The sequence below is a fragment of the Haladaptatus sp. R4 genome (assembly GCF_001625445.1).
Lineage (GTDB): Archaea > Halobacteriota > Halobacteria > Halobacteriales > Haladaptataceae > Haladaptatus.
In genome coordinates this window covers 1-12,766 of the sequence record NZ_LWHG01000033.1, presented here as the reverse complement: position 1 = coordinate 12,766, position 12,766 = coordinate 1, and the positions used below count along the sequence as shown (strand labels likewise).

Below are 12,766 nucleotides of genomic sequence, written 5' to 3'. Positions count from 1 at the left end.
GAACCTTTCAGAAACAGTCTGGCTGTTTCACATGCCGTATGTGGGGTGCATTCTAGAGTTAGTACTTCTCGCACCCCACCATGACTGATCACACACCCCCATCCGACGATGATCACGAGCAGGAAGACGATGCGGCCTACCAAACGGAATTCGATCCGATAACGGACAGCGTCAGTGAAGAGCTAATCACAGCGGTTGCGACACTGAACGATGCTGACCCAACTGAAGTAGCACTCCTCTCGGATTTCGTTGATCCCGAAGCACTTGATGCGCTCTTCGGCGCACGGGCTGCAGAGAAACCACGTGAGCCGAATGGCCATGTCCTGTTCAACTACGATGCGTACCACATCAAGGTCGATAGCAGCGGGCAGATTACGGTTCACCACTCCGAATCAAGTTCCGACAGTGAACAGTCGCCGAGTGACGAGTAGAAGTCGTACTGTACACTAATCGTCTGTTGTGAAGTGGACCTCGGTTGGTCGAAGGGTTGTGTCAGTGAGTGCATCGAGGAGATCCTCGTCGAGGTCTCGGATCGTGCCTGTTACATCGAAGGCGATGACGTCTTCTTCAACGCCGACGTCAAGATTGTCAAGCTCGAGTTTCGGATGATCGTCAATCTCGACGACAAACTCTGGCATATGCGAACAAGATGGGGTATGAGTATGAGAGTACCGGTGGAGACAACGGTAAAAGCGTATACGGACAAAACGTTCGAGAAACCACGTCGATCACTGGTTTTAGGGGTGCCTCGTGGCGGATCTACCTCCTACAATCAGGAGCTAGAGTGCTACGAGTTGGATTCATTCATATCCGACTCATTGCCACCGTCACCGAGGTTCTCTCCTGCCTGCAACAGTGCTTCGAGGCGAGGGTGTTCCGTGTACGAAACAAGTTGCAGTGAGGAATTGTACTCGATCACGCCATAATCAGCAAGTTTGGGCAGATGGAGATGATGGAGCCGGATCACGAGGCGCTCTCGGTCAGCGTCTGTGTGTCTCTCGAGATGTTCAACGAGTGCTTCGAGCGGCACAGGTTGATCGGCATGTGTAACGAGGTACGTAAGGATATGACGGCGGTGTCTATCTGCCAGGAGGTTGAATAGCTCGTCAAGCGAACATCGCTTGTCTGGGTTGTCCGAAGAAAAGTCCATCAATTTCACTGCCAGCAAAGTGGATTTGCTGGCCCATTAAAATTGTACTTTACTGGTCAACCTCCATGCTGAGTTCATCGTTCTCCAAGAGGTGTTCAAATATTGTGGCGTATGCTTTCCGGAGATGTTCATGAAAGGCTTGCTTTGAAATTCCCATTCGCTCTGCTAGTTCCTCACCCGTACTCATTCGAGGTTGCTCGTAGTATCCACTGAAGTACGCGATCCGCAATGCAGTCAGTTGCCGGTCGGTCAACTGGTCTTCGATGATGTGTCGAAAGACGGGGATTGTTTGGATCGTGCGAGAGGACACGAGATCGAGATCCGGATAGATGTCGTGAACAGCATCGACAACCATGTCTGTTTCAACACTCGATGGAAATTCTGCGAGGACATGGACTCCATCCTCATCATACACAGCAGATCTAGTGATACCATCGAATGCATTGAAGGTCGAGAATAACGACGAGGAATCACCATGAACCTCGATTCGGTGGGTATCGCCAACCGTGCTCAATAGTCGGGCATCGAGAGTGGTTGGAAAGTTCACGACTGTTTTGGAAAGTCGATCGGGGGAGGTGTGAGTGACCGTCCAGTACTGGAGGTGAGTCCCATCGGCAAGTTGGACAACGGAATTCACTGTGATCGTTATCGGTTCATCGAACGCCTCTTGAAATGGCTTTGCGAGATCATCGGAATGAAATTCGAGTCTGAGGCGTGGATCTCTGGGTGGAAAGTCGTCATTTGCTGTAGGGTGTCCTGAGGTGTTGTCTAGTGGTTAATCCGCCATTAGGAACGGGTAGGTATCGTGTCGTCAAAACCCTCCTGTCTTCTGTACACTATTACGATGGAGTGAAGAGCTCGTGGAAGCTTAGTCGTCGAACTCAGCTGCTGTGATCGTTTCAAGGAATTCGACACTAACATACCGATATTCAACATGGTTTGTGAACCCATGGCTGGGAAGCAGTGATTCGGCAGCCCGTCCTGCTGGTTTGTCCGTGGTCAGCAAGACAATGGTGTTTGCTTGTCCGGTGTCGAAGAGCTGTGCTCCGAGGCCGATAAGCGCAGTATCCGTCTTTTCGATTGTGTCCTCAGGTCGATCAGTGTCGTTCGCGATAAACCGTCGAGCTGCATCCATCACCCGCGATACTCGAGAATTGGTGTAATCGAGTTCATCGGCAATTTGGATCCATCCCTCGTCAACTCCCTCTTGCCACCGGCTGTTGCTTGATGGATAGGCTTCGTCGTCAGGATCACCACCGAGTTCTTCATACACTCGACGAGGGACAAGCAGCGGGACATCAGCTTGTCGGACAGCGCGGCGAAGGCGTTGGTACTTCTCGTTGTCCGGCCCGCCACACCGGACAAAAACACCCGTATCTGCGATGTACGTCGTCATTCGTCGTCGGAGTGGGCACGGATGACCGGTTCAAGGGCCTGCAAGATAATCTCTGCTTCGAGTGGCGACAGATCCAGTTCACGGGCCATGATTCGGTGATTGACGGTGCCATCCACGAACTCATGAGCGTACTCTAGGGCAGTTGCGAGGCCATCGATACCATGCCGGTCAATGTAGACGTCGATATCCTCGTTTTCTGTGCGGCGTGCGGCGGCGTCTACGAGTTCGTCCGTGATGGTTCGCGTCTCGCCGTCTGTTGTGAGCGTGAGCGAGAGCGGTTCGGCTTCGAATTCGTAAGGACGGTTGTCTTCTTGTTTCGTCAGTAGTCCCGCACCCTCAAGCGTTCGGACGTAGTCGTAGGCGGTCCCCTGTGGAACATCTAGTTCAGTGACGAAGTCCGCGACAGTAGCGCCATCAGAACGGAGCGCGTAGGTGTAGATTCGCGCTAGTGTTGGGTTCTCCAGTAGTTCGACCACTGTTTGGAGTTGCGCAATTGGTATCGAATCGGTGGAGGCGGCAGACTGTGCCATCGTAGTTATGAGTTATGCATAATTCGTAATAGCTCTTCTGCTCGGGTTGTGTTACAGTGAGAAATTGGATCATCGAGAGTTAGTATACAATACTAACGAGTGCAGGCTTTTCTGTGAACGAGAAGCGATAGCAAGAACTCAAGCAGTAAGCAGTGAGCCGTGAGAATCTTCCTCATATCTACTGCTTATCGCGAGAACTACTTAAAAGAGAATTGGTTAGTGGCCGTTGTCCTCTTCCACACGAATTCCACCACCGCACTTGCTACAGCTGTACTGCTCGGGGTTGCGGACGGTCTTCGAGCATCGATACCGTGGAATCCGACCGCCGCAGTCCTCGCAGACGAGCCACCATTGTGGTGTAGTGAATCGCTTGCAGTACTGCGAGGTATCGAGGCGATCCGTCCAACGGGTGAAGGTTGCGCCGTGGTCCGCATCACCGAACTCGTGGTACTGCCACGCGTGAATGAGTTCGTGCCGGACGGTTTCACTGAATTGCTCCCAGCCGTGTTGCTGGTAAGCCGTCCAGGTGAGCGCAATCGTGATTGCCTCTGTTGTTGGGTCGTACTTCCTGATGTCTATCTGTCACTGGTGTGCTTCGAACTCTCCCTCGCAATTACTTCGATTGCCAGATCCAGAAAGTATACTGCCGAGAGCGCCACCACAGGCGACCATCGGTCGGTTAATTACTCAGATCTGTCGGGGTGTTCGAGGATCTTCGCAATGGCCACAATTGCATTAAATTTCGTTGAAGTGCCCCGAATGTTAATCTCCTCTTCATCGCGATTATATTCGATGGAGTCAATTTCAGCTGTTTTCGGAATATCTACCTGGCGAAGTGAGAGGTCGATCCGATCGTACTGCTCGTCGGGAATCGATCCATCAGGGGCATCACTCTCCTGATTTGCAACATAGTCCACAACCTCATCAACCGACACCGTACCGCTGTGCTGATCAAGATAGTACAATGCATATCGCCGCCGCTCCTTACTGAATAGGTCAAAGATTGTGTCTAATGTCGCCATGATTCTCATCAAAGCCTAGTCAATCACCGACGATATTGTTTGTGGATTCGACTACCGTTTCGGGAAAAATCCTTGCTGCATATTGTGTTAAAAATATGTTACTAGAACTCGGGTAGACGATAGATACGGAGAAATGGCCAAACCAATCCTGTAGGGGGGACGAGGGCTGTCTTCAATTCGCAGGATCTTTTCAGATACTTACTCAGCAAATGAAATCAAGAAACTACATAGCGGTGACGTACACTTTGTGTGTTCGCACTCGGTCAAGCAAGATCGCCCGTGTTTCGGAGATGTCATCGTCATTGTATTCCCGCTTTTCGTTAGCGTTCGCTGGTCGGTGCTATCTGAGACCGTCACTTGCCGTACTCTGGATAAAAAGAGCTGAAGCGGGGGGTTAGTTCGGCAGTTCCTTTCGTCCCATCCTTACGCACGGCCAGCACGGGAAGCCGCCGAGGCCATCACAGTCGCAGTCTTCGGGTTCGTTTTCGTCCTCCGATGGGAATGCCTCAAGCGTCCCGTCGTCCGTCGCGGTTTCGACGGCGGCCATGTGTTTGCAGACGGCGTTCCGGTGGACGTGATGCGGGCACGTGCAGGCCATCAGTTCCTCGGTCACGTCGTCGATGGCGACGGTGTACTGGTGGGCTGCGGGCTTGTCGTGGCTTTCGTTGGTGACAGTGAGGAGTCCGGGAATGCCGGTGGATTAATTATATCTGAATTTGGTGAGATATAATTTCGGTACACTCTTGTGACGCCACTGTCTTCCAATGTGACGCATGGCACGCATCGTAGAAAAACTACACCCCCAAACCTGGATACACCACCCAGATAGTACTTCACACCACCAATTCAATGGAAGGAAATATCGATGATTCTCGCATCGCTTCTTCAGTGGATTGTTAACCAATTTCCAGGTTCTGAGGGCCAGTTTGTCCTCTCACTCATTGTGGGTATCGGGTTCATCCTTTGTGAGTGGATACTTTGGAAACTCTCACGGGTTGCAAAGCGTGAGTATCCATATCGTCTAGTAAATGTCAGTATACTTGTCGCGAGTTTGATTCTCATTGGGTTGAGTGGGAGCCTCTACGTTATAATCTGGGAACAGACGCATCAAGCGGTAAAGAGTGTAAAAGCACTCGGCACAGTCAAAAGGATGGGAGTTCAGATCGTGCTGACACTCGGTGTATGTACAGCAGCGTATGTTAGTGCTGGAATGGTCAATCGGGTCATTGACCGACTCTTGCAACAGACCGAAGAGATTACACGCCACCAGGGAAAAGTCGTTTCCCGGTTGTCTATTATTGGTGTATATATCGTTGGTCTTTTCGCGATATTAAGTGTCTGGAAAATAAACCTCCAAGGGCTATTTGTAGGTGCTGGACTGCTTGGTGCCGTGATTGGATTAGCAGCGAATGAAACGCTTGGGTCGTTGCTTGCTGGCTTTCAACTCATGTTCTCCAGACCGTTTGAGATTGGTGACTGGGTACAAATCGATGAGCATGAAGGGATCGTGACTGACATCACGATTTTTACGACTCGTATCGAGACGTTCGAAGGAAAATACATCATGCTCCCAAACGATGTTGTCAGTAGTAGTACAATCATCAATATCGGGCGCAAAGGACGACTTCGACTCGGTGTGGAAGTCGGGGTAGACTATGAAGTTGACCCCGATCATGCGATGGCAGTTGCAAAGGAGGCAATGAAGGGTATCGACGAGATTTTGGCGGTACCGAGTCCAGACGTCGTTCTAAAGCAATTCGGGGAGTCTTCAGTCCTTCTTGAACTTCGGTTCTGGATCGAGAAGCCGAGTAGCCGCAAGAAATGGCGGGCAGTGACCGCCGTGGTTCGGGCAGTCAAACTCGCCTATGACCGAGAGGGAATCAAAATTCCATATCCACAGCAAGAGGTATTGGCTCGAGAAGAAGCCGGTGGCTTTCGGGTGGTCGATGGCGAATCAACGGTTACAATTCCTGGGCAAGATTGAGATGTCAAGAGTGTTAGGCAACACTAAGACAATTTTGAACCCATAAAAGGGTACTATTTCCCGAGTGGCTTCCGCGCCACAGTCCTTACACTGCCAGTATTTGTGATCGAGGTTGCCGTACGTGTCGTAGCCAGTGTACGGGCCACTGATACGCTCGTCGTCCGATGAGAAGGCGTCGAGCGTCCCATCGTCGGTTGCGGTTTCGACAGCGGCCATGTGTTTGCAGCAGAGATTGCGGTGGACGTGGTGCGGGCACGTACAGGCCATCAGTTCCTCGGTCATGTCGTCGATGGTGACTGTGTACTGGTGGTCTACAGGCTTGTCATGGCTCTCGTTGGTGACAGTGAGGAGTCCAGGGGCATCGATGTCGAAGGCAAATTGGTCGGCCTGTGCGCGTTTCTGTGCCGTCTCAGCAATGTCATGGGTTGCGGATGATTACAATATGATCTTCCTTGAAAAGCGTCGTATTGAGGAGGTGCTTGCTGTGGTCAGAAATCAATGCCAGAATCAGCGGGTAGCGATTAATGTTCCTGACAAAGCGATCGCGAAATAGTTCTTAGACAATATGGGAGATACTGATTGTAATGAGCCCAATTCCAAGGAATCGATACACCCAGATCATTCGTTGAGATGGCTCATCCGAAGTAGAGGCAAATTTGAGTTCATATCGATGGACTGCCCTTGGAGCAATGATATATGCAAGTCCGAGTAGGCCCGTCGCGATAGCAGCAAGCTGTATGATGAAATTCACAGCATTTTGTTTCAGATGCACATATAAATTGTTTGTTCTATTTGGTTAATAAATGAAGTGAAAGGGCCAGATTCAGTTGAGACGTATCCGCCCGATGTTGACGATCCGTGGGCGTACTATGCGGCCGAACATGAACACGTCTGGGAGGAGTTTGCGACAGACTATCTCCAACGAGCGGGGGCCCCTGAATTGCTTACGCAGAGGGATGATGGGAAACGCGCCTTCGTAAATCGATTATGACCCAATCGTTATGGTTCCTTTGTCCCGAGTTAGTAGTATGAGCAAGAACGAATCCGTGCACATTGACGCTCGGGAGTACATCCGGAGTGCCCGTGAGCGGGTTGAGGCACGAGAGAACGGTGTTGCAGCTGAGAGTCTTTCGGCTGTTGCAGCGCACGTTGCCGACCTTGAAGACTAGCGTTTTTCGTTAGCTCGACTTCCCCGGGTTTAGTATGGCGTTTGTGACCATATAGTGGTTCAGAAGGATTCGAGCAGTTAGGACGAGCTATGATGCGTTTGCGAAGTATCGGGGGAGAGTGAACGCGACGAGCAGGGGCGATTTGCGGAGCAAACGAGCGATGACGATATGCTTCGGGTGATTCGTGAGTCCGAGTTTCCGGCGGTTACCGCTCGGTGGGTCGCAGATACGGTGGAGATGGAGCGGCGGCCAGTGCACCAGCGGCTCGAGGAGTTGCATGAGCGAGGTGAGTTAGAACGCGGGAAGTTGAGTCCGCGGGTGGTTATCTGGTGGATTCCAAACAATGAGGAATAAAGTTTCCACTACTCAACTCAGATGTTGCAGTGAATCGGAGATAGGTCCTTATCGTTCGGGTTATAGTGAGGGCGGTTCCCAGTGAAATGTTCATCTGTTAGCGTTAGATTCCCCATCTTTGCCACCGTGAAGAGCCGCCAAAACGGGACTCGTCGCGAATTACTGCCTCCCGCGATTTGGTAACCACGGAGCGATTCTTTACCCGCTTTACTCCTGCCATGGCAGTAGGGCTCAATTGTCCGATGATGACCATCGTAGGTGAACTCGATTGTCTTCTTCTCTTGAATTGCTTTGCAGATCACATTGTTCATGGTTTTAGCGCATTTTTGTCTATGCATCAGAATATCATGAATGTTGACTAACCGGGGTGAAAGTAATCTCTCGGGGTGCGAAATCGAACCCACACGAGATAGAGATTTACCCAATCCTTTGATAGTGGTAATATGTCCCATCAAAATCGATCGGTATGGCGTGAGTGTCCAGAGTGCGGGAAGAAGCAGAAGGTGTATCAATAACAGTGGACGACTTGCCGAAACTGTGGTGCAGAGTTTCACGCATAATTTCGACTTAGCATACTTCTTTCGGGATTTCCGGGATAGAGCAAGACAGAGTTAGGTAGAGTTCCGAGTACACCAATTCTCGAACGCGGTTTCGAACTCGTTGAAGAGATTTCGATGAAAATCACCGATGTACGGCAGTGGGTACTCTAAATCTGAATCGGGTGCATGAGCCAGATAATCGCCGGAACTATCGAGGTTCCCTTTTGCAGTCGCCTCGAAATACTCTTTCTTAAAGAATAAGTGGTATTTGTCCTGCCCATCCATTGAACCCTGTTTTTCGATCGATAGGCACCAATAATCACCGTGCTGGAAGTCATTTCTCAGTCCCCAAAGAAACGTACCTCGTCGAATGTACTCCGGGCTGCCTTTGTTGTCGCGGGCTGGTAAAAAGTAGCCTTTGTGGATGTTCTCGCTGAGACGGTCGTTGAGAATGGTTCGGATCTGTTCGTTGTAGGAGTAGAGCGACGAGAGATAATTATGCGTGCGTCGATAGACTTCGTTTCGTACGTCTGTCTTTGCTGCAGACTCACGGGCACTGATGAGCCCAGACGTTGTGATGTCGTCACAGATCTCATCAAGTCTGGCGAAATTACCGTGGACAATATATGCAGATGAGCGAACGCGAGTCAGATCACGGTCTGCAATTGGCTTCGATGGACCATCAGTATGACCGAGTAATTGGTCTATCGTGTTCGTCGAACCACTACCGGTCATGAAAAGGTGTAGCGCTAGTCGTCTGCAGCGTCGCCAGCCATCTTCTCTGCGGCTTCGCGGTCTTTTCGGAGTTGTTCTTCCGATTGGCCCGTTGTCTCGGCCAATTGTTCGACCGTGAGTATCTTTTCCAGCGCCATGTTCGTATGTATCTCTACTTGGTAAAGACGGTTATAAGTTTGCCTTTGGCAGCTGTGAGCTGCTATTCCCAGCTGAAAACTGCGAACGGGAGTTCTCAGTCCCAGTTATTGGGGGGTGGTAGGGTGATGGGACGGTTGTCGGTGTGGGTAGTCTGGGAAGCGATTAGGGTTTGCAAGATTGTCCAAGGTTAGTATAAAATCCTAACACCGAGACCACTATCGTGATGAGAAGAGAGACCAAGCGACGGCAAGGAAAGCAATACCTGATGAAGACGAGAAGAGGGAGGTGAGTTCGTACAGGAACGGAAGCCAGCGGATGTACTCGGGGTCATGCAGCCACTCGAACCCTACATGACGACCTCGATCGCTAGTACGACCACAGTAGAACCGACTGCTACAACAACCATCACAGAACCTCAGGCGGGGGCACGGACGCAGACGACGTATCTACGGCAATCAAAGACCACGAATATTGATACTCCAGAGAATAGCGAGTGCTTCCAAGCACGTGTGACCCAGGTCATCGATCCGACGAGCCTCAAGATCAACCACAGTGGGAAGAGTCGCACTGTTGATTTGATTGGTGTGAGCGTCCCTTATAGTGGCCAGATTCACAGGAAGGCAGTTCGCTATACGAAGTCCCAAATGGATCACCAAGTCGTGACAGTCGTCTCTGATCCACAGGTGGACACAACAGACGACAGTCGCATGCAAGCGTACGTCTACATCGGGAATTTCATGTTCAACACGGATTTGGTCCGTATCGGCTACGCTCGCGTGCCTGACAACCAGTTCAGCAAGCGCAAGGAATTCATGCGTAAACAGCAGCAGGCCAAACACCGCAGTTACGGTCGCTGGAATACGACTACGACAACAGCTTAATCACCCCCAGTCTACATATTGTTGAATACTTCGTGGCGTTTACCTGCTAAACTTTTCATCTAAATCCTTTCGTTCGGATCGGTCGTCTGCTGCCTCCATCATCATTTTGCTCGTACTAGAAAGACTCGCGAGTGTAACCGATGAAAACAAATCCTGAGTTAGGATATAGGTCAAGATTAGTGTTAAAGCGATCATACCCGAAACTATTTCGTTATTAGAGGCATCAGATAGCTCATTTGCTTCTTTAGCTTTCCAGAAAATATAGTCTACAACCGTTATTGAAATTTTACTACACCTTTTTCGATACCACCCTCCATCGTCCCATATGAGATTATCATGTATCCGTAGTTCAGGTGGCCGAATTTCGTCTATTTCAGTTTTTGGTTGACCATTTTCTATATTCTCATTAAATGTGTTATATTTCGTTTTTGATGAGATTAGTGACAAATCATTTTGAATACTTGTAGAGTTGATCGCCGATAAAGAAGCAATCGCTGACTTATACAGTTTGCTCTGAGAGTACAGAGGTTGATGATTGATAAATTGGTTAAGAGCACTCATCTTTAGAGAATGATTTATCGGTGCTACGGCTAGAGAAGCGGTATTTAGTGCATTTTGGTTTAGAAAAAGTCCTGAATTATTTGTTGATCGTGTGATTTCTTGAAATACATTTTGTGTCGGGAATGAGTCTAAGTAATTTATAGACTGTGCAACCTCCTGGAATGTGTTCGAAACAGGATATTTTCCTAATTGATTTATCGATTTTGTAGCTTCTTGAAATGCACGATGCATTGGGAATAGACCTGAATGCTCTACCGATAACGCAACTGCCTGGGTTGCAGTTCGGGATGAAATAAGTTTAGAGGTCTCCAGCGAGTCTAATTTTCTCAACATAGCAGCTGTTGTTGATAGATTGGACGCTTTCAGTGCATCTGATTTCCCGATCATAGCTGCTTTTGTTGACAAGGGGAGTGCCCTCAATGAATCTAATTCACCCATCATTGCAGCAATTGTTGACGTGTCAATCATGTCTAACGTCTCCATTAACTCAGAAGAAGAGGCTGCAATGGAATCTTTTGACTCGTCAGACTTTGGCTCATTACGACAGTCATCAGAGGCAGAGTCCAGATCAGAATCGTTTAAATCTTCTTCCTCTGTCATATTGGTGTTTCCTATTTGTATATTCAACAGTATTAAATTGCCCTCTCATTCAGGATCTTCACCAATTACGGATCAACAATAGTTGTATTCCTAAACTGGGCCATCACGGGAAGTTATCGAGACCATCACAATCACAGCCTTCTAGCTTGGCATCATTTTTTACCACCGACAGACCTCTTGTAACGCTTCGTGATTGTTTCACGTCATTAGAGAAGCCGTTCTGATTGGTTTTCTGAGGATGAACATTCATTTTTAGATGACCACAAGACATTTAACTGTCCATGTCGAATGGTAGCATGTAGCGAGGATGCTTTGACATCACCGGATCTGGCGCCATCACCCTGATCCATCCCTCGCTCCACTCCGTTCCTCCGTTACTTCAGTCCAAAATAGAGTCACAATGGGCAAGATCGCTGGCTCAACGATGGGAACGTGCGTCTTTTTGAAGTACCAATTCTCCTGGCATCTCCCATGGGTTTGGACAGCATGGAGGCAGAGTATTTGAGGATTAAGTGTGATTAGAATAAGATACTAACCAGAACATGCTCTACTCAAAAATCAAAAGCGATGCTAACCATTTGCGCAACAGGCAGTAATCCGCGAAAATCTTCCTCGTATTTACTCCTTATCGCGAGAACCACTTAAACGAGAATTCGGTCAGTGGCCATCGCCCTTCTCGACGTGAATCGCACCGCCGCACTCACCACAACTGTACTGTTCGGGGTTACGTACTGTTTTCGAGCGTCGATACCGGGCAATCCGACCGCCGCAGTCCTCGCAGACGAGCCACCACTTTGGCGTGGTGAAGCGTTCGCAGTGTTGCGAGGTGTCGAGGCGGTCCGTCCATCGAGCGAACGTTGCACCGTGGTCCGCGTCACCGAACTCGTGGTACTGCCAGGCGTGAATGAGTTCGTGCCGGACAGTCGCACTGAATTGCTCCCATCCGTGCTTCTCGTAGGCTGTCCAGGTCAGCGTAATCGTGATTCCCTCTGTTGTCGGGTCGTACTTGGTGACCCCTGCTTGTCGTTGTGCTCGATGTGAGACCTCCCAGTCGATTGCTTCGACCGGTAGATCCGGGAAGTGTTCGGTGGCAACGTCGGCCGCGTGCTGTCGTGCTCGGTCGAGGAGAGCCGTCGGTGTCTCGGGGGTATCGTCAGTCGCAGCATTCGCGCTTTCCGTGAGCGTTCGCTGGTCGATGATATCCGAGAATGTCACTTGGTGTGTCATGGATAAAAAGAGCTGAAGCGGGCTGCCGAGTGGTGTCCACTCACGTTTGCGTACTATGAGGAGAAGATGAAGGACCGGAAGAACCGATTGGCACCATAGGGAATTTATTATAGATTAATCAATTATTACTCTATCCAAACTGGCTATTTTATACCATCCTCTGCCAAAGTCCCAGCCTTTGAGAGTAGCCTGAACACGAACTCTTCTAACGGTTGTGCCTGACCACTGGACAATCCAGGTGGTCGAGAATTCTTGAACAACACCTGGAAGACCAGGAATTGCAGTGGTGACATGACCACTTCTGCGTGCCTGACCAGGTTTAATGACAATGCTATCTGCCACTAACCCAAATACCCCAACAGAAGCCTTAATATTACCATTGCTGTTCAGACACACTTGTACGTCAAGAAATTTAACACCAGTACCGTAACAACGGTTGGCACTAGCCATTGCACTCATACCACTCTCTAAACTACTTTC

At 49.7% G+C, this 12,766-nt stretch carries 18 protein-coding genes and 2 pseudogenes; 5 read left to right on the top strand and 15 right to left on the bottom strand.

All coding sequences use genetic code 11. From position 1 onward, the window contains the following. Positions 1-80: 80 nt before the first annotated feature. Positions 81-431, top strand: coding sequence for a HalOD1 output domain-containing protein (locus tag A4G99_RS22725; protein ID WP_066148537.1), 351 nt, complete (start codon positions 81-83; stop codon positions 429-431). Between the two features lie 15 nt (positions 432-446). Here A4G99_RS22725 and A4G99_RS22720 read toward each other — a convergent pair whose 3' ends face one another. The 8 genes and pseudogenes from A4G99_RS22720 to A4G99_RS26295 form a co-directional block, all read right to left on the bottom strand. Then, complete coding sequence (locus A4G99_RS22720) at positions 447-638, bottom strand: hypothetical protein (protein WP_066148535.1); 192 nt, start codon at positions 636-638, stop codon at positions 447-449. Positions 639-1,199: 561 nt separating this feature from the next. Beyond that, complete coding sequence (locus tag A4G99_RS28115) at positions 1,200-1,460, bottom strand: helix-turn-helix domain-containing protein (RefSeq protein ID WP_223302194.1); 261 nt, start codon at positions 1,458-1,460, stop codon at positions 1,200-1,202. After that, positions 1,452-1,853: pseudogene (locus A4G99_RS28110) on the bottom strand (bacterio-opsin activator domain-containing protein); the annotation flags it as partial. The gene A4G99_RS28115 and the pseudogene A4G99_RS28110, both read right to left, overlap by 9 nt. Before the next feature lie 165 nt (positions 1,854-2,018). Next, on the bottom strand, positions 2,019-2,546 hold the full coding sequence (locus A4G99_RS22710; protein WP_066148531.1) for a hypothetical protein: 528 nt from the start codon (positions 2,544-2,546) through the stop codon (positions 2,019-2,021). Then, positions 2,543-3,076 (bottom strand): helix-turn-helix domain-containing protein, encoded by a 534-nt coding sequence (locus tag A4G99_RS22705; RefSeq protein WP_066148529.1) that lies wholly within the window; start codon positions 3,074-3,076, stop codon positions 2,543-2,545. The genes A4G99_RS22710 and A4G99_RS22705 overlap by 4 nt, the downstream gene beginning before the upstream one ends. 216 nt (positions 3,077-3,292) lie before the next feature. After that, on the bottom strand, positions 3,293-3,613 hold the full coding sequence (locus A4G99_RS24770; RefSeq protein ID WP_223302193.1) for a SprT-like domain-containing protein: 321 nt from the start codon (positions 3,611-3,613) through the stop codon (positions 3,293-3,295). Between the two features lie 146 nt (positions 3,614-3,759). Next, positions 3,760-4,098 carry a hypothetical protein gene (locus tag A4G99_RS22700; RefSeq protein ID WP_066148769.1) on the bottom strand — a complete coding sequence of 113 codons (339 nt, stop codon included), beginning with the start codon at positions 4,096-4,098 and terminating at the stop codon, positions 3,760-3,762. Positions 4,099-4,492: 394 nt separating this feature from the next. Then, on the bottom strand, positions 4,493-4,711 hold the full coding sequence (locus A4G99_RS26295) for an SWIM zinc finger family protein (RefSeq protein WP_190303872.1): 219 nt from the start codon (positions 4,709-4,711) through the stop codon (positions 4,493-4,495). Positions 4,712-4,963: 252 nt separating this feature from the next. Between A4G99_RS26295 and A4G99_RS22690 the strand changes: the two genes are divergently transcribed. Next, a complete protein-coding gene (locus A4G99_RS22690) occupies positions 4,964-6,082 on the top strand; it encodes a mechanosensitive ion channel family protein (protein WP_066148525.1) in 1,119 nt (372 codons plus the stop codon). Here A4G99_RS22690 and A4G99_RS28105 read toward each other — a convergent pair. Then, complete coding sequence (locus A4G99_RS28105) at positions 6,053-6,364, bottom strand: hypothetical protein (RefSeq protein ID WP_082838003.1); 312 nt, start codon at positions 6,362-6,364, stop codon at positions 6,053-6,055. The two genes, A4G99_RS22690 and A4G99_RS28105, sit on opposite strands and share 30 nt — an antisense overlap. Before the next feature lie 746 nt (positions 6,365-7,110). Here A4G99_RS28105 and A4G99_RS26285 point away from each other — a divergent pair. Continuing rightward, a complete protein-coding gene (locus A4G99_RS26285) occupies positions 7,111-7,251 on the top strand; it encodes a hypothetical protein (RefSeq protein WP_190303855.1) in 141 nt (46 codons plus the stop codon). 87 nt (positions 7,252-7,338) lie between these two features. Here the strand turns inward: A4G99_RS26285 and A4G99_RS25460 are convergent, their stop codons facing one another. The 3 genes from A4G99_RS25460 to A4G99_RS29135 all read right to left on the bottom strand — a co-directional run bounded on the left by A4G99_RS25460 (position 7,339) and on the right by A4G99_RS29135 (position 9,016). Then, positions 7,339-7,530: a hypothetical protein gene (locus tag A4G99_RS25460; RefSeq protein WP_150123209.1), complete on the bottom strand. Its 192-nt coding sequence runs from the start codon at positions 7,528-7,530 to the stop codon at positions 7,339-7,341. 686 nt (positions 7,531-8,216) lie between these two features. Next, a complete protein-coding gene (locus tag A4G99_RS22670) occupies positions 8,217-8,879 on the bottom strand; it encodes a hypothetical protein (protein ID WP_066148517.1) in 663 nt (220 codons plus the stop codon). A gap of 14 nt (positions 8,880-8,893) precedes the next feature. Further along, entirely contained in the window at positions 8,894-9,016 is a 123-nt protein-coding gene (locus A4G99_RS29135) for a hypothetical protein (RefSeq protein ID WP_255359189.1), read from the bottom strand. Between the two features lie 330 nt (positions 9,017-9,346). On the opposite strand from A4G99_RS29135, the gene A4G99_RS22665 reads away from it, so the two are divergent. After that, positions 9,347-9,898, top strand: coding sequence for a thermonuclease family protein (locus tag A4G99_RS22665; RefSeq protein WP_342764554.1), 552 nt, complete (start codon positions 9,347-9,349; stop codon positions 9,896-9,898). Positions 9,899-9,937: 39 nt separating this feature from the next. Here A4G99_RS22665 and A4G99_RS25455 read toward each other — a convergent pair whose 3' ends face one another. Both A4G99_RS25455 and A4G99_RS22660 read right to left on the bottom strand, forming a co-directional pair. Next, positions 9,938-11,059 (bottom strand): hypothetical protein, encoded by a 1,122-nt coding sequence (locus A4G99_RS25455; RefSeq protein ID WP_150123208.1) that lies wholly within the window; start codon positions 11,057-11,059, stop codon positions 9,938-9,940. A 657-nt stretch (positions 11,060-11,716) separates the two neighbouring features. Continuing rightward, positions 11,717-12,274, bottom strand: coding sequence for a SprT-like domain-containing protein (locus A4G99_RS22660; RefSeq protein ID WP_223302171.1), 558 nt, complete (start codon positions 12,272-12,274; stop codon positions 11,717-11,719). A 24-nt stretch (positions 12,275-12,298) separates the two neighbouring features. Between A4G99_RS22660 and A4G99_RS28100 the strand changes: the two are divergent. Continuing rightward, a pseudogene (locus tag A4G99_RS28100) lies at positions 12,299-12,385 on the top strand (thymidylate synthase (FAD)); the annotation flags it as partial. A gap of 15 nt (positions 12,386-12,400) precedes the next feature. Here A4G99_RS28100 and A4G99_RS26280 read toward each other — a convergent pair. Then, positions 12,401-12,766: hypothetical protein (locus A4G99_RS26280; protein ID WP_190303854.1), on the bottom strand; the 366-nt coding region annotated here is incomplete at its 5' end.

Excerpts from the sequence above, each read along its gene's own strand:
- A4G99_RS22725 (WP_066148537.1), top strand. The coding sequence starts at position 81 with ATGACTGATCACACACCCCCATCCGACGATGATCACGAGCAGGAAGAC.
- A4G99_RS22720 (WP_066148535.1), bottom strand. The coding sequence starts at position 638 with ATGCCAGAGTTTGTCGTCGAGATTGACGATCATCCGAAACTCGAGCTT.
- A4G99_RS22710 (WP_066148531.1), bottom strand. The coding sequence starts at position 2,546 with ATGACGACGTACATCGCAGATACGGGTGTTTTTGTCCGGTGTGGCGGG.
- A4G99_RS22705 (WP_066148529.1), bottom strand. The coding sequence starts at position 3,076 with ATGGCACAGTCTGCCGCCTCCACCGATTCGATACCAATTGCGCAACTC.
- A4G99_RS22700 (WP_066148769.1), bottom strand. The coding sequence starts at position 4,098 with ATGGCGACATTAGACACAATCTTTGACCTATTCAGTAAGGAGCGGCGG.
- A4G99_RS22690 (WP_066148525.1), top strand. The coding sequence starts at position 4,964 with ATGATTCTCGCATCGCTTCTTCAGTGGATTGTTAACCAATTTCCAGGT.
- A4G99_RS28105 (WP_082838003.1), bottom strand. The coding sequence starts at position 6,364 with ATGACCGAGGAACTGATGGCCTGTACGTGCCCGCACCACGTCCACCGC.
- A4G99_RS26285 (WP_190303855.1), top strand. The coding sequence starts at position 7,111 with ATGAGCAAGAACGAATCCGTGCACATTGACGCTCGGGAGTACATCCGG.
- A4G99_RS25460 (WP_150123209.1), bottom strand. The coding sequence starts at position 7,530 with ATGCAACTCCTCGAGCCGCTGGTGCACTGGCCGCCGCTCCATCTCCAC.
- A4G99_RS22670 (WP_066148517.1), bottom strand. The coding sequence starts at position 8,879 with ATGACCGGTAGTGGTTCGACGAACACGATAGACCAATTACTCGGTCAT.
- A4G99_RS29135 (WP_255359189.1), bottom strand. The coding sequence starts at position 9,016 with ATGGCGCTGGAAAAGATACTCACGGTCGAACAATTGGCCGAGACAACG.
- A4G99_RS22665 (WP_342764554.1), top strand. The coding sequence starts at position 9,347 with ATGCAGCCACTCGAACCCTACATGACGACCTCGATCGCTAGTACGACC.
- A4G99_RS25455 (WP_150123208.1), bottom strand. The coding sequence starts at position 11,059 with ATGACAGAGGAAGAAGATTTAAACGATTCTGATCTGGACTCTGCCTCT.